The following is a 22672-nucleotide window of genomic DNA, read 5'->3' as shown; positions in this document are numbered from 1 at the left end:
ACCGGAGGAGCGGATGACTCTGCCGTCGGTATCCGGAGAAGAAAGCCCTCGCCCTGGCGTGGCAGCAATCACGGTCGCTCTGCGTGAGGTCGAGGAAGAAGACGCGCACGGACTGCCGTTTTGCGATCCCGGACTCGTGATGATCAGCTACGTTCGGTCGCCGACGGAGGAGCTCGCGGCACACGTGCACGTGACGCTCGCCGATCTGATCCAAGCTTGTCGGCACGAGGCGGAAGAGAGCGCCTGGACCGTGCTGAGAGAGGCGGTCGATGAGGCGGCGCTTGCCCCGCTGCCGTCGCGACAGCGGGTGCTGGTGCTGGTGCTCGTGGCCGAAGTCTTCGGTGACGACGGGGCGTACCAGGACGAAGCCGTTCCGATGGCCCGGCGGGCACTCCTGCACATGCGAGCCCTGGACCCTGACGCGAATGCGCGACTGATTGCCCACACGCTGTCGCGGACGGGCCGAGTCCTTGCCTACGCGGGCAGCGACACGGCTGAACGGCGGGAGGGCGTCGCGCTGATGAACGAGGCGGCGTCACACGCGGATTCAGAGTCGCGTGGCACGCTCTTGGCCGCCGCGGCCCGGGCGTCTGCCTTCCTGTCCACTCACAGCGGCGACATCAAGGATATGGACCAGGCTGTGACCGCTGCCCGGTCCGCCGTTACCGCGACGCCGCACGACTCCCCGGACCGGCGCACCCGGGTGCTGGACCTGGCAGCCATGCTCGCGCAGCGGTGTCGAAAGGTCGGTTCGGTGCGCGACCTCGTAGAGTCGTACGGTCTGACAAACGAGGCCGCCACGGGAACGCCGGCGGATGCCCAGGAGTCCGCCGCGCGGAACTGGTTTCTGGCAAGTGCTCAGGTGAGCCTGACTCGCGCTTCGAGCCGCGACGAACTGGACAGGGTCATCCGTCTGCTGGAGTCCCTTTCGTTCGGCTTCGAAGTCACCGACTCGTCGAGTGGTCCGGCCGCGATGAGCACCCATGACCACGCGCGGCGGTTCCTCGCCTCGGCGCTGGACCTCCGCTGGCAGTACTACCGGGATGTCGCCGATCTCCGCCGGAGCACCGACCTGCTCGGCTCACTCCTCGGTGCATCCGCGGCCGACGACCCGATGCGGCAGGAACTGCTGTCCGCGTTCTCCATGGCCGTCTTCCGCCTGGGCGAGGAAACAGGCGATGCTGCGAGTCTCGACCGCGCGCTGAACCTCATCGGTGAGGCCCTCGCGCTGCCTTCCACCGACGCAGAGCAAACCGGCAACCACCAGCGGAATCTGGCAGTGATGCTGAAGTCACGCGCCCGACGGGACGGCGAACCGGCGGATCTGGAAGCGGCCATCGAACTCCTGGAAGGGGTCGCCTACGGGCCTGCGGCCCTGCCGGTCGCTCTGACGAGCCTCGGGATGGCGCTGCTGGACCGCCACGAACTCACCGAGTCGGCGGCGGACCTCGACCGGGCCGTGGAAGTGCTCACCGCAGCCACCACCGCCGTGCGCGGCGCTTTCGAAAGGATCAGCGCGCTGGAGGCGCTCCATGCCGGCACCGCCGTGCGCTACCGGGCGCTCGGGCGGCCCGATGATCTCGAGAGTATGCGCGCTCTGCAGAAAGAACTGCGTTCCGCCGGCGATGTGCCCCATCTCCAGTCCAGGCTGTCCCACCGCCTCGCCGATGTGCTCGATCTCCGCTACGCCGCAGACGGCGACCCCGCGGCACTGCGCGAGGCGGTCGCCACCCTCGACGCCGAATTGACTCGCGCGGAGCCGGGCTCTGCCCGCCGGCGCCGTACGGCGGCGATGCTGGCGCAGGCTCTGTGGATGTCGTACGTGCCCAGTGGCGACGACAGCCTGCTCGAGCGTGCCATCTCTCTTCTGCGGGAGACCGTCGGTCAGCAACAGGTCCGCGACGACGCCTACGCGCAGGCGCTCAGCCTCTTGGGAGCATGCCTGCGCGACCGTTATGTTCGCCGGGGTGACGCGGCAGATCTGGACGAGGCGATCGATTGCTACAAGGAGGCACTCTCGCACCTCGACCCCACAGCCGCCACGTACGCGGAGATCAACACGAACTTCGGTCTCGCCCTCTGGGACAAGTACGGCCGTACCGGCAGCCTTTACGACCTCGACCGGTCGATCGCCACGATGGATCTGGTCCTGAACACCCCCTCGAGAGGAGGAAAGAAGTCCGTCACTGCTCTCAACACCCTTGGGATCGCCCTGCGCGACCGCTTCCGGATTGCGTTCGACCCGCGGGACATCCATCGCGCCGTCGCCGCGTACGAGGAGGCCTTCGGCCCTGACTTGGCCCAGTCTGACACTGTGTCACCAGGCACGATGCTCAACAACTACGGCGCCGCTCTCATGGACCGCTACGCGCACAGCAGCGACCTGGCAGATCTCGTCCGGGGCATCCAGGTCTTCGAGCAGTCCATCGAGGTCGCACCGCCGGGCAGCACAGACCGGCCCAGGTTCCTGGTCAATCTTGCCGGCGGGCTCCAGGCGCGGTACGAGCGCTTGCGGGACATCGCCGACGTCGACCGCGCGGTGCGGCTCATCGATGACGCCCTCACCGGGATGACGGCAGACTGGATCAACCGGCCGAACTCCGTGATGGGACTGGCCGGCCTGCACCGGACCCGCTACCTGCAAATGGGCCGACGCGGGGACCGGGAGCGTGCGCTGGAGCTGTACCGCACCGGATGCAGCGCCGGATTGGGCTCACAGCCGGGTGCCACTCTGTTCATGGCGCGGGACTGGACGTGTTGGGTCTTCGACGAGGGAGCCTGGTCCGATGCGACGGAAGCGTGCGACATCGCCTTTCAGGCGATGACCCAGCTCTTCGAGACCCAGTTCGGTCGCCGCCACAAGGAGCACTGGCTGCGCATGGCCAGAGGCATCCCCGCCCGTGCCGCGTATGCGAGAGCCATGACGGGCGCATCGGAGGAGGCTGTGGTCGCGGTGGAGCGCGGCCTCGCCCTTCAGCTGAGCGAGGTGCTGGAGCGTGACAGGGCCCAGTTCGACGACTTGGTCGCCGGCGGCCACGGTGAACTGGTAAGCCGGTACCGGCAGGCAAACGACGACTGGTCGGACCGGTTGCGCGCCTGGGAGAGTGCTGCGGCAACCGGCACAGCTCCGGTTCCGGCAGCCCGGGACGAGGACGTACTGCGGCGAACGCGCCTGGAACTCGATGCGTCCATCGCGGAGATCCGCCGGATCCGGCCGGATTTCCTCCTGCCTACCGTTTTCGCTGACATCGCCGACGCGGCGCGGGACGTTCCGCTGGTGTATCTCGTGGCTACGGACGCCGGTGGCGTCGCTCTGCTCGTCGGGACGGACGGTGCCGTCGAAACGGCCTGGCTGCCGCACCTGACCGAGGGCGATGTGGTGCGGAGGGTCAGCGACCTCCGTGAGGCGCACGACGGGCGGAAGCAGGACCCTGATGCCTGGCGAGGAAGGCTGGACGCCGTCACGGCGTGGCTCTGGGATGCCGCGATGGGCTCAGTGACCGGCGCGCTGGGACGGGGAGCGGAAGCCGTGCTCGTCCCCGTGGGGCATCTCGGGCTGCTCCCCCTGCACGCGGCGTGGACGCCCGACGATTCACGCCCGGTGGCCCGCAGGTACGCCATGGACGACTGCGTGCTGAGCTACGCGCCGAACGCGCGCAGTCTGCGTACCGCGAAGGAGATCGCCGACCGGGTGCCCCTCGGTGCGCTGCTGAGCGTTCATGACCCCCGTCCGACCAAGCAGGACCCGCCGGCCTTCGCCGACGCGGAGGTGGCGGCCGCTCAGCAGTGCTTCGCCATATCCACCGGGCTGCGGCACGGTGACGCCAGCGTGTCCGGTGTCACCGCCGTCCTGGCCGATTACCCTGTGCACCACTTCGCCTGCCACGGTGTCGCGAACCTCAGCGAGCCGTTGCTCAGCGCCCTGATCCTGGCGGGTGACGAGCCGCTCTCTCTCGGCGAGCTACTGCGCCTGCGCCTGACCGGTGACGGCACGGGTGGAGTACGCCTGGCCGTCCTGTCGGCCTGTGAGAGCCAGGTCCCGGGACTGGAACTCCCTGATGAAGCGGTCAGTCTCCCGACGGGACTGCTCCAAGCCGGCGTTGCCGGCGTCATCGCCAGCCAGTGGGCGGTGCGCGAGCTCGCGACCTGCCTCCTGATGACGCGATTTCATCAGGCCCTTGCCGCCGGCGGTTCCACCCCTGCCGCCGCTCTCAGGGCCGCCCAGCGCTGGGTGCGGGATACGACCAACCAGGAGAAGGCGGACACCCTGAAAGACTGTGACCACAGCCTCCTCCCGGCCGAAGCCGCACGCACCATGTGGCGGGCACTGATCCGCAAACCGCCCCGTGAACGGTCCTTCGCCCACGTCAGCGACTGGGCCGCCTTCTCCCACCTCGGCGTCTGAGAGCTCCGTAGCCGGCCTGTGGCTGCGCCTGAGTGCTGCGACCTGTGACCCCCGCTTCATCCGGCATTACCTCCGGAGTAATCGACGCCCTCGCGCGGGCGCGGCATCGTTGTGGTCACCGGGGGCCGGGCGGCGCACTCCGCCCGGGCCCCGGGCCCTTCCAGCCCGTACGACCTCGACGGAGGCTGATCCGCCATGTCCGCAACCCTGCTCGCCAACCTGTCCCGGACCACCGACCCCCGGACGATGCTGCGCCGCTTCCTCGCGCTCGACGCCGTCGTCACCACCACCAACGGGCTCGTGTACGCCGCCGCCTCCGGCCCCGTCGGAAGGCTGCTGGGGGTCGGGTCGGGGCTGCTCCTCGGGCTCGGGCTGTTCCTCGTGGCCTTCGGGGCCGGGGTCGGGTACCTCGCCACCCGGCCGGAGCCCGCCGCACTCCCCGTCAAGGCCGTCATTGAGGCGAACCTGGCCTGGGCCGTGGCCGGTCTCGCCGCGCTCGTGTTCTGGTTCTCACCGACGACGGCCGGGACGTTCTGGATCCCGGTGCAGGCCGCGACCGTCGCCGGTTTCGCCGGGCTCCAGCACCTCGCGCTGCGCGCCCGGGGATGAGCGGCCGCCGCTCAGGGGGCCAGCGACTGGAGGTACTTGACCGTCGCCGGGTCGGCCGGGAGGAACGTCTCGATGGCCAGCTCGGCGACCGTCACATCCATCGGCGTGTTGAAGGTGGAGATGGAGGAAACGAACGACAGCACCCGGCCGTCGTGCTCGATCCGGAGTGGCAGCGCGAAGTAGGGGTACGGCGGGTCCTCGGGAAGCGGCGCTTCCCCCGCCCGCGGCTCGGGTACGGGATAGGCCGACACCTCCTCGTACACCGCACGCAGCGCCGGCGACCTGGCCAGCGCGATCTGGCGCTCCATCTGTGCCTTGAGGTGTTCGCGCCACTGGGGAAGATTGCGGATGCGCGGGGCGAGTCCCTCCGGGTGGAGCGATATCCGCATCGCGTTCAGCGGGGGCGTGAGCAGGTGCTCGGGCAGCCCGTCGAGGAGCATCGCGATCCCGCGGTTCGCGGCGACCACCGTGTACGCACCGTCGACGACCAGGGCGGGGTACGGCTCGTACCCCGCCAGCAGCCGCTCGATGCCCTCGCGCAGGGAACCGAGCGCCGGGTCGTCGAGCGGGGTCTCGGCGTACCGGGGGGCGTACCCCGCGGCCAGCAGCAGCCCGTTGCGCTCCCGCACCGGTACGTCGAGGTGCTCGGCGAGGCGCAGCACCATCTCCTCGCTCGGCCGTGACCTGCCGGTCTCGATGAAGCTGATGTGCCGGGCTGAGGAATCGGCGCGCAGCGCCAGCTCCAGCTGGCTCAGCCGGCGCTGCTCCCGCCAGCCGCGCAGCAGCGCGCCCACACCCTTGTCGACTGCGACTGTTGTCATGGCACAAGACGGTAACCGACCCGTACCGGCCGCGAATTGACGGACGGCGGCCGGGGCCGCGAGAACGCCGTTCAGCCCTGCGGCCCATTCACGGCTGCGCCTGAGCGCCGTTCGGGACCGGAGGGTGGGAGGCTGATCGGCACACCGCAACTTGGAGGGAGCTTCGCCATGGCCACTGAGCCGCTGTCGCAGAAGGAGATCGAGGACCGTCTGCGCGAACTTCCCGGCTGGTCGCTGGACGACAGCCGGATCGCCCGCACCTACCGGCTCGGCACGCATTTCGCGGCCGCCGCGCTGGCCGTCCACGTGGCGGCGATCCAGGATGAGCTGGACCACCACTCCGACCTGACGCTCGGTTACAACACGGTGGCCCTGACCGTGAACACGCACAGCGCGGGAGGAGCCGTCACCGATCTCGACTTCGAGCTGGCGCGCCGCGTCGAGGAGATCGCTCCGGCCCACGGGGCGAGCTGAACCACGCACGCCGGACTACGACACCGAAGCGGCCGTGTACGACGCCCGGACCCGCGCTACCGGCTGGTCGCCCCGCGCAGAGTGACGGGCGAGGCGTGAGACGCCCGCAGCACGGGCTACGGGGAGCGCGGGTCCGGTGACTGATACGTGCTGTCCTGCCCATCGAGACGGCAAGCCGCACGGGCACCGTCCGGGTCCGTAGGCCGGGCACGTAGGCCGGCCGGGCGCCCGGACGCCGGCTCTTCGGACTCGGCGCGCCGGGCGCGGGCACGGGACGCAGCCGGGCCGCGGGACCGTCCGAGGCGGACGGCCGCGCGGCCCGGTGGTCCTCACGCCACCGGGGCGCCCCGGCCGTCCCACGCGCCGGCCCGCGCCGCCTCCCGTGCGAAGTCGGTGAAGTCCCTGGGCGCGCGGCCCAGGACCCGCTCGACCCCGTCCGTCACCGACGCGTTGTGGCCGTCGAGCAGCGCCGTGAACAGCCCGGCGAGCCACTCGGCCTCCGGCGCGGGCATCCCGTACCGCTGAAGGAGCCCGGCGTACTGCGGACCCGACACCGGGACGTACCGCACCTCGCGGCCCGCCGCCTTCGAGAGCTCGGCCGCCACCTCGGCGAAGGTCAGCAGCCGCGGCCCCGTCAGCTCGTGCACCACACCGGCGTGGCCGTCCTGGGTGAGCACGGTGACCACGACATCGGCCAGGTCGTCGGTGTGCACCCACGGCTCCGCCGTCTCACCCGCCGGGAAAGCCACTTCCCCGGCGACGACGCCCTCCGCCATGACACCCTCGCTGAAGTTCTGCGCGAAGAACGCGGCCCGTACGACGGTCAGTTCGCCGCCCGACGCGCGCAGCGCCTCCTCCGCGGCCACCGCTTCGGGCTCGCCGCGCCCGGACAGCAGCACCAGTCGCCGCACCCCGTTCTCGCTCGCGATCCGCCCGAAGGCCCGCACCGCCTCGACCGCGCCGGGCGCCGCCAGATCCGGGTAGTACGCCACATAGGCGGCGTCGGCGCCGCGCAGAGCCGGACCCCAGGTCGACTCGTCCTCCCAGTCGAACCGCGCCTCACCCCCACCCTTGCGCGAGCCCGCCCTCACCGTCACGCCGAGAGCGGTGAGCCGCTCGACGACCCGGCGGCCCGTCTTCCCCGTGCCGCTCGTCACCAACACCGTTTGCCGCTTCTTGTTTTCCGTCATGCCCCAAGATTCGCGGCGCGTTCCTGGACGGGCCATGCTTCAAAGGCTCAACTCCATACGTCTGCGTCCAAGCGGTCCCTCCACCGCCCTAGGGTGGGGCCATGGACGTACTCACGGGACTGCTCGACGGGCCGCGCGCCCGGGGCGCCTTCCTCCTCCGGGCCGTACTGAACCCGCCCTGGGCGGTGCGGATCGAGGACCGGGCGCCGCTCTCGCTCATGTGCGCGAGCCGCGGCAACGCCTGGGTGCTGCCCGACGGCGGCGAGCCGGTGCTCCTGCGCCCCGGTGACGTGGCGATCGCGCGCGGCCCGGACCCGTACACCTGCGCCGACGACCCGGCCAGCCCGCCGCGCGCCCTCATCGGGCCCGGCGGGGTGTGCCGCACGCTTCAGGGCGAGCCACTGGCCGAGACGATGCATCTCGGTGTACGGACATGGGGCGACAGCACGGACGGCGCGTCGGCGATGCTCATCGGCACGTACCGGATGGCGGGGGAAGTCAGCGGACGGCTGCTCGACGCGCTGCCGCCGCTCGTGCATCTGCCCGCCGAACTGTGGAACTGTCCGCTGCTGCCGGCCCTGGAGGACGAGATCAGCCGGGACGAACCGGGCCAGAGCGTCATGCTGGACCGGATGCTCGACCTGCTGCTGATCGCGGCACTGCGGTCGTGGTTCTCGCGCCCCGAAGCGGCGGCCCCCGCCTGGTACCTGGCCATGGGGGACCCGGTGGCCGGCCGGGCCCTGCGGCTGATGCAGAACGACCCCGCCCACCCCTGGACCGTCGCGGAGCTCGCCGCCAAGGCCGGCGTCTCGCGCGCCGGACTGGCCCGCCGCTTCACCGACCTGGTGGGGGAGCCGCCGATGACGTACCTCACCGGGTGGCGGCTCGCGCTCGCCGCGGACCTGCTGCGGGAGACGGACGCGACGGTGGGCGCGGTGGCGCGCCAGGTCGGTTACAGCGGGTCCTTCGCGTTCAGCGCGGCCTTCAAGCGGGTGCGCGGGGTCAGTCCGCAGGAGTACCGCAGGGGCGCCGTTTTGCCGGAACAGCAAGAAGGTTCGCCGCAGGAGCGGTCCGGCGAGAAGGTGGACGCATGACGCGAAGCCACAGCACCCACGACACGCAGGGCCACGACCACACTCACGAGCACAGCCACGACCACGGCCATCACGGCGCGGATTTCGACTGGGAGGCGCTCGCCACGCACCTGGAGCACGAGGCGGAGGTGAACCGTCCCGTGTACGAGCAGGCCGCGGCCTGGATCGCGCAGACCCGGGGGGAGCGGGTCGTACGCCGCGTGCTGGACATCGGCAGCGGCCCCGGGCTCATCACGTGCATGCTCGCCGAGGCGTTCCCGGACGCGGAGGTGGTGGCCGTCGACAGCACGCCGGCGCTGCTCGACCGCGCCCGGGCGCGGGCGGAGCGGTCCGGACTGGGCGAGAGGGTACGTACCCTCGTCGCCGAAGTGCCCGGCGAACTGGGCTCGTTGGGGGAGGCCGACCTGGTCTGGGCGGCCAACTCGCTGCACCACGTCGGCGACCAGCGGGCCGCACTGACCGGTTTCGCCGGGCTGCTGCGCCCCGGCGGGACGGTGGCGCTGTTCGAGGGCGGGCTGTCGCCGCGCCATCTGCCCCGCGACATCGGGATCGGCAGGCCGGGCCTGGAGGCGCGGCTGGAGGTCGCGTGGAGCGAGAGGTTCACGCAGATGCGGGAGGAGCTGCCCGGCAGCAAGCCGGAGGTCGAGGACTGGAGGGCGCTGCTGACCGCCGCCGGTCTGACCCCGGACGGCAGCCGTTCCTTCCTGCTCGACCTGCCGGCGCCGCTGCCGGACGCGGCGCGCGAGCTGGTCGTCGAGACCTTCGCGCGGCAGCGGGAGGTGTTCGCCGACCGGCTGACGGCGCAGGACGTGGCGACGCTGGACCGGCTGCTGGACGCGCGGGACGCGGCCGGCCTGGCGCAGCGCCCCGACGTGTTCATGCTGCGGGCGCGCACGCTGCACATCGCGCACCGGGCCTGACGGCCCGGCCGTCCCGGGGGATCTACGGGGTGGTCACCGGCTCCAGCTGCCACCACTGGCCGGGGGAGTCGGTGTCCTCCCACTGCCGCACATTGGCGCCGTCGTCCATGCTGCCCTCGGCGACCTCCAGCAGCAGCCCGCTGACGTAACTGATGAGGGTGACCGTGCCCGGCGCGTCCAGGTGCTGCTCGATGAGCCACTCCTGGGCGCCGAAGTTGTTGGCCTTCCACTGCTGGACGTTGGCGCCGTTCTCCGTGGAGGCGCCGGCCACGTCGAGCCGCTTGCCGCTGGCGGCGTTCACGAGGTGGTAGAGGGCGCCGCCGCTGTGCACCGCCGACACCTGCCACTGCTGCGCCGGGGCGCCGGTGTCCTTGCCCTGCTGGACGTTGGCGCCGCTGCCCGTGTGGCCGCCGTACACCTCGAGCAGCAGGCCGCTGCCGACATTGCGCAGCCGGTACGTGCCTTCCTCGACGGGTCGCGGTCTGCCGGGTTCGCGGCTCATGTTCCGTACTCCTTGGGGCGGTCGGGGGTCGAGGGCGGCGGTGGGTGGTCCGGCGGGCCGGGCTCCGGCCCGCTCAGGGCGAAAGGCGCCCACCGGTGGTCCGGTGGGCGCCGTCCTCGTATGTCTGCTTACCGGGCCGGTCAGGCGCCGAAGTCGAAAGTGGCCGGGTCCGGGCCCAGGCGCTTGCCCTCGTCGAGCGCGGCGAAGGCCGCCAGGTCGTCGGCGTCCAGCTCGAAGTCGAACACGTCCAGGTTCTCCTCGATCCGGGACGGCGTCACGGACTTCGGAATCACGACATTGCCGGTCTGGAGGTGCCAGCGCAGCACCGCCTGAGCCGGCGTCTTGCCGTGCTTGCGCGCGACCGCCACGACCGTCGGCACCTCCAGCAGCCCCTTGCCCTGGCCCAGCGGCGACCACGCCTCGGTCGCGATGCCGTGCTCGGCGTGGAAGGCGCGGGACCGCGCCTGCTGGAGCTGCGGGTGGAGCTCGATCTGGTTGACGGCCGGGACGACCGACGTCTCGCCGATCAGGCGCTCCAGGTGCTCGGGCAGGAAGTTGGAGACGCCGATCGCCCTGGCGCGGCCGTCGGCGTAGATCTTCTCGAAGGCCCGGTACGTGTCCAGGTACGCGTCCTTGGACGGCAGCGGCCAGTGGATCAGGTACAGGTCGACGTAGTCCAGGCCGAGCTTCGCCAGCGACGCGTCGAAGGCGCGCAGCGTGGAGTCGAACCCCTGCTCGGAATTCCAGAGCTTCGTCGTGACGAACAGCTCGTCGCGAGCGACACCGGAGGCGGCGATGGCCTTTCCGGTGCCGGTCTCGTTCTCGTAGATCGCGGCCGTGTCGATGGACCGGTACCCGGCCCGGATGGCCGTTCCGACGGCCTTCTCGGCCTCGTCATCAGGCACCTGCCAGACGCCGAAGCCGAGCTGGGGCATCTCGACGCCGTTGTTCAGGGTGAGGGAGGGGGCCTTGCTCACGAGCGATCGATCCTTACGTCGTCGGTTGGTACTCCCAGCGTCAACGATCAGAGAGCCCGGCGCATTCCCGGTGTCGGTCCCGAGATGTCCGTCACGCGCGGCGAGGCCCTGCCGGAACCTGGCCGGGGCCGCCCTCGGCGAGGACCGCGCCGGGGCCGGGGACGACGACCTCGGCACGGAGCCGACGTACCGTCAGGACAGAACGCACGTACACCCGTTGCCCGTCGTCACCGGTACAGCGCGTCGACCTCCGTCCGGTACGCCGTCTCGATCGCCTTGCGCTTGAGCTTGAGCGAGGGCGTCAGCAGCCCCTGCTCCTCACTGAACTGGTGGGCCAGTATCCGGAACGTACGGATCGACTCCGCCTGCGAGACCAGCGTGTTCGCCGCCACCACCGCCCGCCGTACCTCCATCTCCAGATCCGGGTCCCGCACCAGGTCGGCGGCGGTCAGCGGTGGCTTGTCGCGCATCTGGAGCCAGTGGTCCACGGCCTCCTGGTCGAGCGTGACGAGGGCCGCGATGTACGGCCTGTCGTTGCCGACGACGATGCACTGGGCCACCAGCGGGTGCGACCGCACGCGCTCCTCCAGCCCGGCCGGCGACACGCTCTTGCCGCTCGACGTCACCAGGATCTCCTTCTTGCGCCCGGTGATCGTCAGATAGCCGTCCTCGTCCAGCGCGCCGAGGTCCCCCGTGGCGAACCAGCCGTCGCGCAGTACGGCGTCGGTGGACCTGGGGTCGTTGAGGTACCCGGAAAAGATCTGTCCGCCGCGCAGCCAGATCTCGCCGTCCTCCGCGATGTGCACGGTGGTGCCCGGGAGCGGCAGGCCGACCGTGCCGAACCGGGTGCGCTCGGGCGGGTTGGCGGTCGCGGCCGCCGTCGACTCGGTGAGCCCGTACCCCTCGAAGATCGTGACGCCCGCGCCCGCGAAGAACAGGCCGAGCCGCCGCTCCATCCCCGAACCGCCGGACATCGCGTGCCGCACGCGCCCGCCCATCGCCTCGCGCACCTTCGCGTACACGGCCTTCTCGAAGAACTGGTGCTGGAGCCGCAGTGCGGGGGAGGGGCCGGGCCCGGTGCCGAACGCGCGGTGCTCCTGCGCCTCGGCGTACCGCACCGCCACCTCGACGGCCTTGTCGAACGCCCCGGCCTTCGCGTCGGCCTCGGCCTTGCGCCGCGCGCCGCTGAAGACCTTCTCGAAGATGTACGGCACGGCCAGGATGAACGTCGGCCGGAAGGTCATCAGGTCGGGCATCAGCGCCTGCGCCGCGAGCACCGGCTGATGCCCGAGCCTGACCCGCCCGCGCACCGCCGCCACCTCGACCATCCGCCCGAAGACGTGCGCGAGCGGCAGGAAGAGGAGGGTCGCCGGCTCGTCGCCCGGCTTCGAACGGAACACCGACTCCCAGCGGGCCAGCAGGGTGTCCGTCTCGTACATGAAGTTGGCGTGCGTCAGCACGCAGCCCTTCGGCCGCCCGGTGGTGCCCGACGTGTAGATCACGGTCGCCACGGAATCCGGCGTGACCGCGCGCCGGTGGCGGTGCACGACATCGTCGTCGATGTGTGCGCCCGCCTCCATGAGCTCGGCCTCCGCGCCCGCGTCGAGCTGCCACAGCCGCTTGAGCATCGGCAGCCGATCGACGACCGAGCCGACGGTCATCGCGTGGTCCTCGTGCTCGACCACACAGGCCGTGACCCCGGCGTCGTGCAGGGTCCAGAAGACCTGATCGGAGGAGGCGGTGGGGAAGATGGGGACCGGCTGGGCGCCGACCGTCCACAGCGCGAAGTCGAACAGGGTCCACTCGTAGCGCGTACGGGACATGACGGCGACCCGGTCGCCGAACCGCACGCCGTGCGCCAGCAGCCCCTTCGCGACGGCCAGCACCTCGTCACGGAACCGGGCCGCCGTCACGTCGTGCCAGAGCCCGTCGTCCCCCTTGCGTCCGAGCGCGACGCGGTGCGGGTCCTGCTCGGCGTGCTCGAAGACGGCGTCCGCCAGCCCGCCGACCTGAGGCGCCGTCGCCATGGGTGGGACAGTGAACTCGCGCAATGACCTGCTCCTTGTGACGCTCCGCACAGCGCCGTGACGCTACCCCAAGGTCCCGGCCCGCGGCAGGGGGTCGCGGAATCCGGCCGACTGTGCATATGCACAGCTCAACGAGGTGAGGAGCGGCCACATGGGCCGTGCGGGGGCGCTCTCCTGACCGGGGAGTAAGTAACGTGCGCGGGAATCTCCACGGAATCTGTACGCCTGCTTCCCACTTCCGCGCCGCTCGGCCGCACGGAGGTCGGGGGGCAGGGTCAGGGGCCGTACGCGCGTGTCAGGGACTGATGTACTGGTCGGCGTACGTCCCGGTCGGGGGGATGGGCGTGATGACGTCGACGAGGACGCCGTTGGGGTCCGCCACGATGAAGTGCCGCTGGCCGAAGTCCTCGCTGCGCAGTGCGAGCTCGGCCTTCAGGCCGCCGCGGACGACGAGTCGCTCCCACTCCGCGTCCACGTCCTCCACCTCGAAGTTCAGCAGCAGACCCCGGACGGGCGTCCGGTATGCCTCGGGCAGTGTCGGATGGGTGTGGTCGAGCAGGGCGAGCTCGTACGGCAACGGCCCCTCGCGGCGCATGCTGACGTACCAGTCGGCCTCGAACGTCGTCCCGAAGCCCAGGGCGTCGGCGTAGAAGGCGTGCGACTCCTTCAGGAGCGAGGTGCAGATCACCGGATAGAAGCTGGTCAGGTTCATGAGACTCCCTTTCGCATACCGTCGGTATGTGAAGGTACGATATTGGCATACCGGTGGTAGGTCAACGGGCGGAGCGACGCGATGACGCAGGGCAGCAGGGCGCGGCAGCGGGAGCACACGCGGCAGGCGTTGGTGCGCGAGGGCAGGCGCCTGTTCGCCGCCCGGGGCTACGGGGCCGTGGGGCTCTCGGAGATCGTCCGCGCCGCCGGAGTCACGAAGGGCGCGCTCTACCACCACTTCGACAGCAAGACGGAGCTGTTCCGCGCCGTGCTGGAAGAGGTCCAGCAAGAAGTGGCACGGAACGTGGCGGAGACCGCCGACGCGCATCCGGACCCCTGGTCACGGCTCACCGCCGGGTGCCAGGCGTTCCTCGCCGCCAGCACCGGTCCGGACGTGCAGCGGATCATGCTCGTCGACGGTCCGGCCGTACTGGGCTGGAGCCAGTGGCGCGCCCTGGACGAGGCCGCTTCGGTCCGCCACCTGGCCGAGGCCCTCACCGCCCTGATCGAGCAGGGGCTGATCGCGCCCCAGCCGGTGGCGCCGCTGACGCACCTGTTGTCGGGCGCGATGAACGAGGCGGCCCTCTGGCTGGCCGCCTCGGAGAACCCCGAGGACCTGCCGGCCACCCAGGCCGCCCTGTCGCGGATGCTGGACGCGCTGCGCGCCGGTTGAGCGGGCGTGCCGGGAGGACCGGATTCCCCCTCGCCCGGTTCCCGTGGAACATGGGGGGTCACGTACCGTCCGAGAGCAGGAGCACCGGGAGCGCATGAACCGCCGCACGCCGCAGATTCAGTTCCCCTCCTGGCTCCCCGTCGATCCGTACGTCCTGCTGCTCGTCGGGACGGTCGTGCTCGCGACGCTGCTGCCGGCGACCGGCGCGGCCGCCGGGGCCGTCGGCGGGGTGGCGACGGGCGCCGTGGCGCTGCTGTTCTTCCTGTACGGCGCGCGGCTCTCCACCCGCGAGGCGCTCGACGGGCTGCGCCACTGGAGGCTGCACCTCACGGTGCTGGCCTGCACCTTCGCGGTCTTCCCGCTGCTCGGTCTCGCCGCGAGGGGCCTCGTCCCGTACGTCCTGACGCCCGAGCTCTACGCGGGTCTTCTCTTCCTGTGCCTGGTCCCGTCGACCATCCAGTCCTCGATCGCCTTCACCTCCGTCGCCCGCGGCAACGTCCCGGCGGCGATCTGCGCGGGCTCCTTCTCCAGCCTCGTCGGGATCGTCGCCACCCCGCTGCTCGCGGCCCTGCTGATCGGCGGCACGGCGGGCGGTTTCTCCGGCGACTCGGTGCTGAAGATCGTCTCCCAGCTGCTGGTTCCGTTCGTGGCGGGCCGGCTGTCGCGCCGGTGGGTCGCCGGGTTCCTGGTGCGGCACCGGAAGCTACTGGGTTACGTCGACCGCGGCTCGATCCTGCTCGTGGTCTACACGGCGTTCGGCCACGGCGTCACCGAGGGCATATGGCACCGGGTGCGCCCCGGCGCGCTGGCGGCGCTGGTGGCCGTGGAGGCGGTGCTGCTGGCGGTGATGCTCACGGTGAGCTGGTACGGGGCGAAGCGGCTCGGTTTCGGCCGGGCCGACCGGATCGCCATCCAGTTCGCCGGGTCGAAGAAGTCGCTGGCGGCGGGGCTGCCGATGGCGAGCGTGCTGTTCGGGGCGGGGGCAGGGACGGCCGTACTCCCGCTGATGCTGTTCCACCAGATGCAGCTGATGGTGTGCGCCGTGCTCGCGAAGCGGCGCTCGCGCGACGCCGAGGCGCGAGCACAGGACGAGCCGTCGCCGCCACCGGCGACGGCCCCGGCGGGGAGCCGGGCGGCGCCCCCGGCCGGAAGGGGCGGGTAGGGGAACGCACGCCCCGCCTGGCAAGATCGTCAAGTGACTTCCGCGATACGCCCCTTCGGCCCCCGCCCCTGCGCCCTCACCGTGTGCCGCGGCTGCTGCTGCGGCGAGGCGCGCAAGAACCCCGGTACGGACCACGAGGGCCAGTTGCGCCGCCTGCGGGACGCGGCCGCCGCTTCCGGCGGGCGGCTCGCCGTCCGTACGAGCGACTGCCTCGGCCCGTGCGGCCAGGCCAACATCGTGGTCGTCCAGCCCTCCACCGAGGGCCGCCGCAGAGGCGGACGCGCCGCCTGGGTCGGCTGGGCACTGGACGACGACGCCACGGACGACATCCTGGCCTGGGTCGCGGCGGGCGGCCCCGGCGTCGCGAAACCCCCCGCCACGCTCGCGCTCCAGTTCATCGCGCCCCCGGCGGAGGCCCGGCAGCGCGCCCGGCGCGGCAAGCGCTAGCAGCCGGTCCGGCAGGCGCGGAGGCCCGGCCGGCGCAGGGGGCGCTCCCCGCCGGCCGGGCCCGTATCCGGTGTCGCGGGGCGCGTCAGACCCCGGAGTGCAGGGCGATGCGCTCGTCGCCCGCGTACACGTTCATATTGGGTCCGCGCAGGAAACCGACCAGCGTCAGACCCGTCTCGGCAGCCAGGTCCACGGCCAGCGAGGAAGGCGCCGAGACCGCCGCGAGCACCGGGATCCCGGCCATCACCGCCTTCTGCGCCAGCTCGAACGACGCCCGCCCCGAAACCAGCAGTACCGCGCGGGACAGCGGCAGCCGCCCGTCCGTGAGCGCCCGGCCGACGAGCTTGTCGACCGCGTTGTGCCGGCCCACGTCCTCCCGTACGTCGAGCAGCTCCCCCTCCTCCGAGAACAGCGCGGCCGCGTGCAGCCCCCCGGTCCTGTCGAACACCTGCTGCGCCGCCCGCAGCCGGTCGGGGAGGCCGGCCAGCAGCTCGGGCGTCAGCCGGACCGGGGGAGTGTCGGCGATCGGGAAGCGGGCGGTGGTGCGGACGGCGTCGAGACTGGCCTTGCCGCACAGGCCGCACGACGACGTCGTATAGACGTTGCGCTCCAGGGTGATGTCGGGGACCGGGACGCCGGGCGCGAGCTTCACGTCCACCACGTTGTACGTGTTCACTCCGTCCGCTGTCGCCCCCGCGCAGTACACGATCGACTGCACGTCGTCGGCGGCCCCCAGCACCCCCTCGCTCACCAGGAACCCCGCCGCCAGCGCGAAGTCGTCGCCCGGCGTGCGCATCGTGATGGCCAGCGGCTTGCCGTTCAGGCGGATCTCGAGCGGCTCCTCGGCGACCAGCGTGTCCGGCCGGGCGCTCACCACCCCGTCCCTGACGCGGATGACGCGGCGGCGCTCGGTGACCCGTCCCATGGTGATCAGTCCCACTTCTTCGTGATCTTCATGATCAGCGCTGTTGTACGTGCTGGTAGCCGAACCGGCCCTTGATGCACAGGTTGCCGTGGGTCACCGGGTTGTCGTGCGGCGAGGTGACCTTGACGATCTCATTGTCCTGCACGTGCAGGGTGAGGTTGCAGCCGACGCCGCAGTACGCGCACACCGTCGTCGTCTCCGTCTGGGCCTCCTCGTCCCAGGTCCCGGCGGCGCGCATGTCGAACTCGGACTTGAAGCTGAGCGCGCCGGTCGGGCACACCTCGATGCAGTTTCCGCAGTACACGCACGCCGAGTCGGTCAGCGGCGCGTCCTGCTCGACGGAGATGCGGGTGTCGAAACCGCGGCCCGCGACGGCGATGGCGAAGGTGTTCTGCCACTGCTCGCCGCACGCGTCGACGCACTTGTAGCAGAGGATGCACTTGTCGTAGTCGCGGACGTAGAGGTCGTTGTCGATCTTCGGCTGTTCGTCGACGCGGGCCGCGTCCGGGCCGAATCGGTCCGGTTTCGCCTCGTACTCCTTGATCCACTCGGCGGCGCGCGGCGTGGTCGACAGGTCGGTGGACGAGGCGAGCAGCTCCAGCACGATCTTCCGGCTGTGCCGGGCGCGCTCGGTGTCCGTGCGCACGACCATGTCAGGCTCGGCGCGGCGCGAGCAGGCGGGGGCGAGCGTACGGGCGCCCTCGACCTCGACGACGCACACCCGGCACGCGTTCTTCGGCGTGAGCGTGTCGCCCTCGCACAGCGTGGGGATGTCCTTGCCGGCGGCCCGGCAGGCGTCGAGGATCGTCGACCCCTCCGGGACGCGGGTCCCGGCCCCGTCGAGGGTGAACTCGATGAGCCTGCGCGGGGGTTGCAGCGGAATCGCGGTCATTCGAAAGCTCCCAGACGGTCGATGGCGGACTCGACGGCGTTCCACGCGGTCTGTCCGAGACCGCAGATCGAGGCGTCCCGCATGGCCCCGCCGACCTCGCGCAGCAGCGCGATGTCGCCGGCGGCGGCGCCCGTACGGTCCTTGATCCGGTGCAGCGCCTCTTCCTGGCGTACGGTCCCGACGCGGCAGGGGACGCACTGCCCGCACGACTCGTCGCGGAAGAACTCGGCGATGCGCAGGAGGACGGCGGGCAGTTCGACGGTGTCGTCGAGGACGAGGACCACGCCCGAGCCGAGGGTGGCGCCGGCGGCGCGCGTGCCTTCGAAGGTGAGGGGGATGTCGAGCTCGTCGGGGCGCACGAACCCGCCGGCCGCTCCGCCGAGGAGGACGGCGCGCAGATTCGGGGGCGGGCCTCCCGCGAGGCCGAGGAGGTCGCGCAGCCGGGCGCCGAAGGGGAGTTCGTAGACGCCGGGCCGGTCGACCCGGCCGGACACGCAGAACAGCTTGGTCCCGGTGGACGACTCCGTGCCGGTACGGGCGTACGCCGCTGCCCCGTGGGTGAGGATCGGCAGGACGTTGACCAGCGTCTCGACATTGTTGACGGCCGTCGGCTTCCCGAACAGGCCCTTCTCGACCGGGAAGGGCGGCTTGCTGCGAGGTTCGCCGCGCCGCCCCTCGATCGAATTGAAGATCGCGGTCTCCTCGCCGCAGATGTACGCGCCCGCGCCCCGCCGGATCTCGATGTCGAAGGCATGGCCGTGGCCGAGGACGTCGGGCCCGAGCAGGCCGCGCAGCCGGGCCTGGGCGACGGCGTGCGTAAGGCGTTCGTACGCCCGCGGGTACTCGCCCCTGAGATAGAGGTAGCCGCGGTGAGCCCCGGTGGCGTACCCGGCGACGGTCATCGCCTCGACGAGGGCGTACGGATCACCCTCCATCAGCACGCGGTCCTTGAAGGTGCCGGGCTCGCTCTCGTCGGCGTTGCAGACGAGGTAGTGGGGGTGGTCGGGCTGCCGGGCGGTCGCCTCCCACTTGCGGCCGGTGGGGAACGCGGCGCCGCCGCGCCCCACGAGCCCGGCGTCGAGTACCTCCCGGACGACACCGGCGGGGCCGAGCGCGAACGCCCGGCGCAGCGCGGTGTATCCGCCGGCGGCGCGGTAGTCGTCGAGGCTGTACGGGTCCACGACGCCGATGCGGCGCAGCAGCACGAGGCCCGGGTCGCCGGCTTGGGGCACGGCGGCGGTGGCGGGGGGTTCCAGGGCGGCGCGCTCCGGAGCGGCGACGGTCGCGAGCAGGCCGTCCACGGTGGCCGGGGCGACGACGGCGGCCCGGGTGCCGACGGCGGCCGGCCGCCGGTCCGCCGCCCCGCCCCGCGCCGGCACTCCCTCCCCGGACCCCGCTCCAGGCGCCGCCCCCGCCCGCAACAGCAGCGCCGCCGGGGCGCGTTCGCACAGGCCCAGACAGGGGCTCGGCTGCCACACCACCCCGCCGGGGGCGGACGAGCCCGGTGCGGCCAGCCGCTCCTCCAGGCCGGCGCACACCGCCCCCGAGCCCTCTGCCGCACACGCCAGGTCCGTGCACACGTACAGCACCTTCGCCGGGCGCGGCTTCACCGAGAACATGGCGTAGAACGTCGCCACCCCGTACGCCTCCGCAGGCGGCACCGTCAGCCGGCGGCAGATGTAGTCCAGCGCGCCCTCGCTCAGCCACCCCACCCGGTCGTTGACCGCGTGCAGCGCCGGCAGGAGAAGGTCGCGGCGGTCGCGTGCCGCCGCGCCGCCCCGTGCCCACCGCAGGTCGGTCACCGACCGGCCGGCGCCCTCCCACCCCGATTCCGGCGGGCCCAGCAGCTCGTCCACCGCCGCCCGTTCGTCGTCCGACGGCTTCGCGTCCGTGTACCTCAGGTCCATGCCGGCACCAGCTTCTCCACGTTCCCGAGCTTCTCGATCCGTATCGCCGACGCCTTGAACTCGGCCGTCCCGGCGATCGGACAGTTCGCCTCGATCGTCAGCCGGTTCGTGTCGACCTCGTCGGGGAAGTGCATCGTCATGAAGGCCAGCCCCGGCCGCAGCCCCGGGTCCACCCACACCGGCGCGGTCACCGTGCCCCGCCGTGACGAGACCCGGACCTCCTCGCCGACCTCGACGCCGTACGCCGCGGCGTCCTCCGGACACAGCTCGATGTACTCGCCGCGCCGCAGTGGTGAGGCATAACTCCCGCTCTGCACACCGGTGTTGTACGAGTCGAGCCGCCGGCCCGTCGTCAGCCGCAGCGGGTAGTCCTCGTCCGTCAGATCGACCGGCGGGTCGTGCGCCACGAGGCCGAACGCCGCCGCCGGCCCGCGCAGGTCCGGGTCCGTCTCCCACAGCCGCGCGTGCAGGAAGGTGGAGGGGACCCGGTCGGTGTCGGGGCACGGCCACTGGAGCCCCTGGTGTTCCTCCAGGCGGTCGTACGTCATGCCGTAGTGGTCGGGGGACAGCGCCCGCAGCTCGTTCCAGACCGCTTCCGCGCCGTCGAACTTCCAGTCGTGGCCCAGCCGTCCGGCCAGCGCGCAGATGATGTCGATGTCCTCGCGCGCCTCACCCGGCGGCTTCACCGCCGCCCGCACCCGCTGCACGCGCCGTTCGCTGTTCGTCGTCGTACCGTCCGTCTCCGCCCAGGCGGCCGTGGCCGGCAGGACCACGTCCGCCATCCGCGCGGTCTTCGTCAGGAAGATGTCCTGCACCACCAGGTGGTCGAGCGCCGCCAGCCGCCGCATCGCCTGCTCGCTGTCGGCCTCCGACTGGGCGGGGTTCTCACCGATGCAGTACACCGCCCGCAGCTCGCGGCTCTCCATCGCCTCGAACATCTCCGTCAGCGTCATGCCGTAGCGCGGCTGGATGACCGTCTCCCACGTACGCTCGAACCTGCCCCGCGCCGCCGGGTCGAGGATGTCCTGGAAGCCGGGCAGCCGGTTGGGGATGGCGCCCATGTCGCCGCCGCCCTGGACGTTGTTCTGGCCGCGCAGCGGCTGGACGCCCGCGCCGTACCGTCCGACGTGGCCGGTCAGCAGCGCCAGGTTGATGAGGGCGCGCACGTTGTCGGTGCCGTTGTGGTGCTCCGTGATGCCCAGCGTCCAGCACAGCTGCGCCCGTTCGGCCGTCGCGTACGCGTGTGCCAGCTCGCGGATCGCCGCCGCCGGAACGCCCGTCACCTGCTCCGCCGCCGACAGCGTCCACGGCTCGACCAGTTCGGCGTACCGCGCGAAGCCGCTCGTCGCGCGGTCCACGAACGACCGGTTCACCAGCCCCGCGTGGATGATCTCCCGGCCGATCGCGTGCGCCAGCGCGATGTCCGTCCCGACGTTCGGGCCGAGCCAGCCGTCCGCCCACTCGGCGGTCGACGTGCGGCGGGGATCGACGGCGTACATGCGCGCGCCGTTCCTGATGCCCTTGAGCACGTGGTGGAAGAAGATCGGGTGGGCGAAGCGCGCGTTGGAGCCCCACATCAGGATCAGGTCGGTGTGTTCGACCTCCTCGTACGACGAGGTCCCGCCGCCCGAGCCGAACGCCGCCGAGAGACCGGCCACGCTCGGCGCGTGGCAGGTCCGGTTGCACGAGTCGACGTTGTTCGTCCCCATGACGACGCGGGTGAACTTCTGGGCGACGTAGTTCATCTCGTTGGTCGCGCGGGCGCAGGACAGCATGGCGAAGGCGTCGGGGCCGTACGTGTCCGTCGCCCGCCGGAAGCCGGCGGCGGCCCGGTCCAGTGCCTCGTCCCAGGTCGCCCGCCGCAGTGTGCCGCGGGAGTCGCGCACGAGCGGATGGGTCAGCCGCGCGTACCGCTTCGGCTGTCGCTGCCTGTCCTTGTTCTTCACTGTGCGCTCCCGGCTGAGGAGGAGTGGGTGGCCAGCAGGTCCGCCAGCGCGTGCACCGCCCGCAGGTTCGGTACGGGCGTGTCCGTCAGGCGGGCCAGTTCGACGACGGCGGCGAGCAGTACGTCGAGTTCGAGCGGTTTGCCCTTCTCCAGGTCCTGGAGGGTGGACGTCTTGTGGTCGCCGACGCGCTCGGCGCCGGCGATGCGCCGCTCCACGGAGATCTCGGGGCGGCAGCCGACGGCGGCCGCGACCTCCAGCGTTTCGCGCATCATCGACTCGACGAGCGCGCGGGTGTCCGGGTGGCGGCAGATCCCGCCCATGGTGGCCCGGGTCAGCGCGCTGATCGGGTTGAACGAGATGTTGCCGAGCAGCTTGATCCAGATGTCGTTGCGGAGATCCGGTTCTACGGGGCACTTCAGGCCGCCCGCCCGCATGGCCTCGCTGAAGTCCAGGCAGCGGCGGGAGACCTCGCGGCCCGGCTCGCCGATCGAGAACCGGGTGCCTTCCAGGTGCCGTACGACGCCGGGCGCCGCCAGCTCGGTGGCGGCGTACACGACGCATCCGATGGCACGCGACGGCGGCAGCGTCGCGCTGACCGTGCCCGCCGGGTCGACGCTCTCGACGCGGCGGCCCGCGTACGGTCCCGGCAGGCCGTGGAAGTACCACCACGGGATGCCGTTCTGGGCGGCGACGACCGCCGTACGGTCGTGCAGCAGCGGGTGTACGAGCGGGCCCGAGGCGGCGTACGAGTTCGCCTTGAGGCCGAGGAACACGTAGTCGGCGGGCCCGACCTCGGACGGGTCGTCGGTCGCGGCCGGCCGCGCGGTGAAGTCGCCGCGCGGGCTGAGCACCCGTACACCGTCCCGGCGCATGGCCGTGAGGTGCGGGCCGCGGGCGATCAGGTGGACTTCGGCGCCCGCGCGGTGGAGCGCGGCCCCGACGTACGCGCCGATGGCTCCGGCGCCGACAACTGCGACTTTCACGGGGCTC

At 71.8% G+C, this 22672-nt stretch carries 19 protein-coding genes; 8 read left to right on the top strand and 11 right to left on the bottom strand.

The genetic code is table 11. The features are described 5' to 3' along the window. Positions 1-58 precede the first annotated feature (58 nt). Entirely contained in the window at positions 59-4405 is a 4347-nt protein-coding gene (locus AS594_RS06545; RefSeq protein ID WP_069933300.1) for a CHAT domain-containing protein, read from the top strand. Positions 4406-4600: 195 nt separating this feature from the next. Then, positions 4601-5014: a hypothetical protein gene (locus AS594_RS06540; protein ID WP_069933301.1), complete on the top strand. Its 414-nt coding sequence runs from the start codon at positions 4601-4603 to the stop codon at positions 5012-5014. A gap of 11 nt (positions 5015-5025) precedes the next feature. On the opposite strand, the gene AS594_RS06535 is transcribed toward AS594_RS06540, so the two are convergent. Continuing rightward, complete coding sequence (locus AS594_RS06535) at positions 5026-5835, bottom strand: helix-turn-helix domain-containing protein (RefSeq protein WP_069926122.1); 810 nt, start codon at positions 5833-5835, stop codon at positions 5026-5028. A gap of 168 nt (positions 5836-6003) precedes the next feature. Between AS594_RS06535 and AS594_RS06530 the strand changes: the two genes are divergently transcribed. Further along, positions 6004-6309, top strand: coding sequence for a 4a-hydroxytetrahydrobiopterin dehydratase (locus AS594_RS06530; protein ID WP_069926121.1), 306 nt, complete (start codon positions 6004-6006; stop codon positions 6307-6309). A 329-nt stretch (positions 6310-6638) separates the two neighbouring features. On the opposite strand, the gene AS594_RS06525 is transcribed toward AS594_RS06530, so the two are convergent. Then, positions 6639-7499: an NmrA family NAD(P)-binding protein gene (locus AS594_RS06525; RefSeq protein ID WP_069926120.1), complete on the bottom strand. Its 861-nt coding sequence runs from the start codon at positions 7497-7499 to the stop codon at positions 6639-6641. 101 nt (positions 7500-7600) lie between these two features. Between AS594_RS06525 and AS594_RS06520 the strand changes: the two genes are divergently transcribed. After that, positions 7601-8593 (top strand): AraC family transcriptional regulator, encoded by a 993-nt coding sequence (locus AS594_RS06520; RefSeq protein WP_069926119.1) that lies wholly within the window; start codon positions 7601-7603, stop codon positions 8591-8593. Further along, on the top strand, positions 8590-9513 hold the full coding sequence (locus AS594_RS06515) for a methyltransferase domain-containing protein (protein ID WP_069926118.1): 924 nt from the start codon (positions 8590-8592) through the stop codon (positions 9511-9513). The genes AS594_RS06520 and AS594_RS06515 overlap by 4 nt, the downstream gene beginning before the upstream one ends. Positions 9514-9535: 22 nt before the next feature. On the opposite strand, the gene AS594_RS06510 is transcribed toward AS594_RS06515, so the two are convergent. The 4 genes from AS594_RS06510 to AS594_RS06495 all read right to left on the bottom strand — a co-directional run bounded on the left by AS594_RS06510 (position 9536) and on the right by AS594_RS06495 (position 13731). After that, positions 9536-10015: an RICIN domain-containing protein gene (locus AS594_RS06510; RefSeq protein ID WP_069933302.1), complete on the bottom strand. Its 480-nt coding sequence runs from the start codon at positions 10013-10015 to the stop codon at positions 9536-9538. A gap of 140 nt (positions 10016-10155) precedes the next feature. Then, positions 10156-10992, bottom strand: a complete 837-nt coding sequence (locus tag AS594_RS06505; protein ID WP_069926116.1) for an aldo/keto reductase — start codon at positions 10990-10992, stop codon at positions 10156-10158. A gap of 227 nt (positions 10993-11219) precedes the next feature. Continuing rightward, on the bottom strand, positions 11220-13019 hold the full coding sequence (locus AS594_RS06500) for an AMP-dependent synthetase/ligase (RefSeq protein WP_069933303.1): 1800 nt from the start codon (positions 13017-13019) through the stop codon (positions 11220-11222). A gap of 295 nt (positions 13020-13314) precedes the next feature. Further along, on the bottom strand, positions 13315-13731 hold the full coding sequence (locus AS594_RS06495; RefSeq protein WP_069926114.1) for a VOC family protein: 417 nt from the start codon (positions 13729-13731) through the stop codon (positions 13315-13317). 81 nt (positions 13732-13812) lie between these two features. On the opposite strand from AS594_RS06495, the gene AS594_RS06490 reads away from it, so the two are divergent. The 3 genes from AS594_RS06490 to AS594_RS06480 all read left to right on the top strand — a co-directional run bounded on the left by AS594_RS06490 (position 13813) and on the right by AS594_RS06480 (position 16012). After that, positions 13813-14403, top strand: a complete 591-nt coding sequence (locus tag AS594_RS06490; RefSeq protein WP_069926113.1) for a TetR/AcrR family transcriptional regulator — start codon at positions 13813-13815, stop codon at positions 14401-14403. Positions 14404-14497: 94 nt separating this feature from the next. Continuing rightward, entirely contained in the window at positions 14498-15565 is a 1068-nt protein-coding gene (locus AS594_RS06485) for a bile acid:sodium symporter family protein (RefSeq protein ID WP_069933304.1), read from the top strand. A gap of 33 nt (positions 15566-15598) precedes the next feature. Further along, on the top strand, positions 15599-16012 hold the full coding sequence (locus tag AS594_RS06480) for a hypothetical protein (RefSeq protein WP_069926111.1): 414 nt from the start codon (positions 15599-15601) through the stop codon (positions 16010-16012). Positions 16013-16097: 85 nt separating this feature from the next. On the opposite strand, the gene fdhD is transcribed toward AS594_RS06480, so the two are convergent. The 5 genes from fdhD to AS594_RS06455 are packed head-to-tail and all read right to left on the bottom strand — an operon-like array spanning position 16098 to position 22665. Further along, positions 16098-16937, bottom strand: a complete 840-nt coding sequence (gene fdhD / locus AS594_RS06475) for a formate dehydrogenase accessory sulfurtransferase FdhD (RefSeq protein WP_069930317.1) — start codon at positions 16935-16937, stop codon at positions 16098-16100. A 34-nt stretch (positions 16938-16971) separates the two neighbouring features. Then, positions 16972-17829, bottom strand: a complete 858-nt coding sequence (locus tag AS594_RS06470) for a 2Fe-2S iron-sulfur cluster-binding protein (protein ID WP_069926110.1) — start codon at positions 17827-17829, stop codon at positions 16972-16974. Beyond that, entirely contained in the window at positions 17826-19736 is a 1911-nt protein-coding gene (locus tag AS594_RS06465; RefSeq protein ID WP_069934984.1) for an NAD(P)H-dependent oxidoreductase subunit E, read from the bottom strand. Before AS594_RS06465 ends, AS594_RS06470 begins: the two co-directional genes overlap by 4 nt. Next, the gene (locus AS594_RS06460; RefSeq protein WP_069933306.1) at positions 19727-21682 is read right to left on the bottom strand and encodes a molybdopterin oxidoreductase family protein; all 1956 of its coding nucleotides are present in this window, start codon (positions 21680-21682) and stop codon (positions 19727-19729) included. The genes AS594_RS06465 and AS594_RS06460 overlap by 10 nt, the downstream gene beginning before the upstream one ends. Continuing rightward, positions 21679-22665: a 2-dehydropantoate 2-reductase gene (locus AS594_RS06455; RefSeq protein WP_069933307.1), complete on the bottom strand. Its 987-nt coding sequence runs from the start codon at positions 22663-22665 to the stop codon at positions 21679-21681. Before AS594_RS06455 ends, AS594_RS06460 begins: the two co-directional genes overlap by 4 nt. Positions 22666-22672 lie beyond the last annotated feature (7 nt).

Source organism: Streptomyces agglomeratus (genome assembly GCF_001746415.1).
Taxonomy (GTDB): Bacteria; Actinomycetota; Actinomycetes; order Streptomycetales; family Streptomycetaceae; genus Streptomyces; species Streptomyces agglomeratus.
The sequence above is the reverse complement of the archived record's forward strand: the minus strand, read 5'-3'. Positions and strand labels throughout refer to the sequence as shown.

What these genes read in the sequence shown, in the direction of transcription:
- AS594_RS06540 (WP_069933301.1), top strand. Translation starts at nt 4,601, where the DNA reads ATGTCCGCAACCCTGCTCGCCAACCTGTCCCGGACCACCGACCCCCGG.
- AS594_RS06535 (WP_069926122.1), bottom strand. Translation starts at nt 5,835, where the DNA reads ATGACAACAGTCGCAGTCGACAAGGGTGTGGGCGCGCTGCTGCGCGGC.
- AS594_RS06530 (WP_069926121.1), top strand. Translation starts at nt 6,004, where the DNA reads ATGGCCACTGAGCCGCTGTCGCAGAAGGAGATCGAGGACCGTCTGCGC.
- AS594_RS06525 (WP_069926120.1), bottom strand. Translation starts at nt 7,499, where the DNA reads ATGACGGAAAACAAGAAGCGGCAAACGGTGTTGGTGACGAGCGGCACG.
- AS594_RS06520 (WP_069926119.1), top strand. Translation starts at nt 7,601, where the DNA reads ATGGACGTACTCACGGGACTGCTCGACGGGCCGCGCGCCCGGGGCGCC.
- AS594_RS06515 (WP_069926118.1), top strand. Translation starts at nt 8,590, where the DNA reads ATGACGCGAAGCCACAGCACCCACGACACGCAGGGCCACGACCACACT.
- AS594_RS06510 (WP_069933302.1), bottom strand. Translation starts at nt 10,015, where the DNA reads ATGAGCCGCGAACCCGGCAGACCGCGACCCGTCGAGGAAGGCACGTAC.
- AS594_RS06500 (WP_069933303.1), bottom strand. Translation starts at nt 13,019, where the DNA reads ATGGCGACGGCGCCTCAGGTCGGCGGGCTGGCGGACGCCGTCTTCGAG.
- AS594_RS06495 (WP_069926114.1), bottom strand. Translation starts at nt 13,731, where the DNA reads ATGAACCTGACCAGCTTCTATCCGGTGATCTGCACCTCGCTCCTGAAG.
- AS594_RS06490 (WP_069926113.1), top strand. Translation starts at nt 13,813, where the DNA reads ATGACGCAGGGCAGCAGGGCGCGGCAGCGGGAGCACACGCGGCAGGCG.
- AS594_RS06485 (WP_069933304.1), top strand. Translation starts at nt 14,498, where the DNA reads ATGAACCGCCGCACGCCGCAGATTCAGTTCCCCTCCTGGCTCCCCGTC.
- fdhD (WP_069930317.1), bottom strand. Translation starts at nt 16,937, where the DNA reads ATGGGACGGGTCACCGAGCGCCGCCGCGTCATCCGCGTCAGGGACGGG.
- AS594_RS06470 (WP_069926110.1), bottom strand. Translation starts at nt 17,829, where the DNA reads ATGACCGCGATTCCGCTGCAACCCCCGCGCAGGCTCATCGAGTTCACC.
- AS594_RS06465 (WP_069934984.1), bottom strand. Translation starts at nt 19,736, where the DNA reads ATGGACCTGAGGTACACGGACGCGAAGCCGTCGGACGACGAACGGGCG.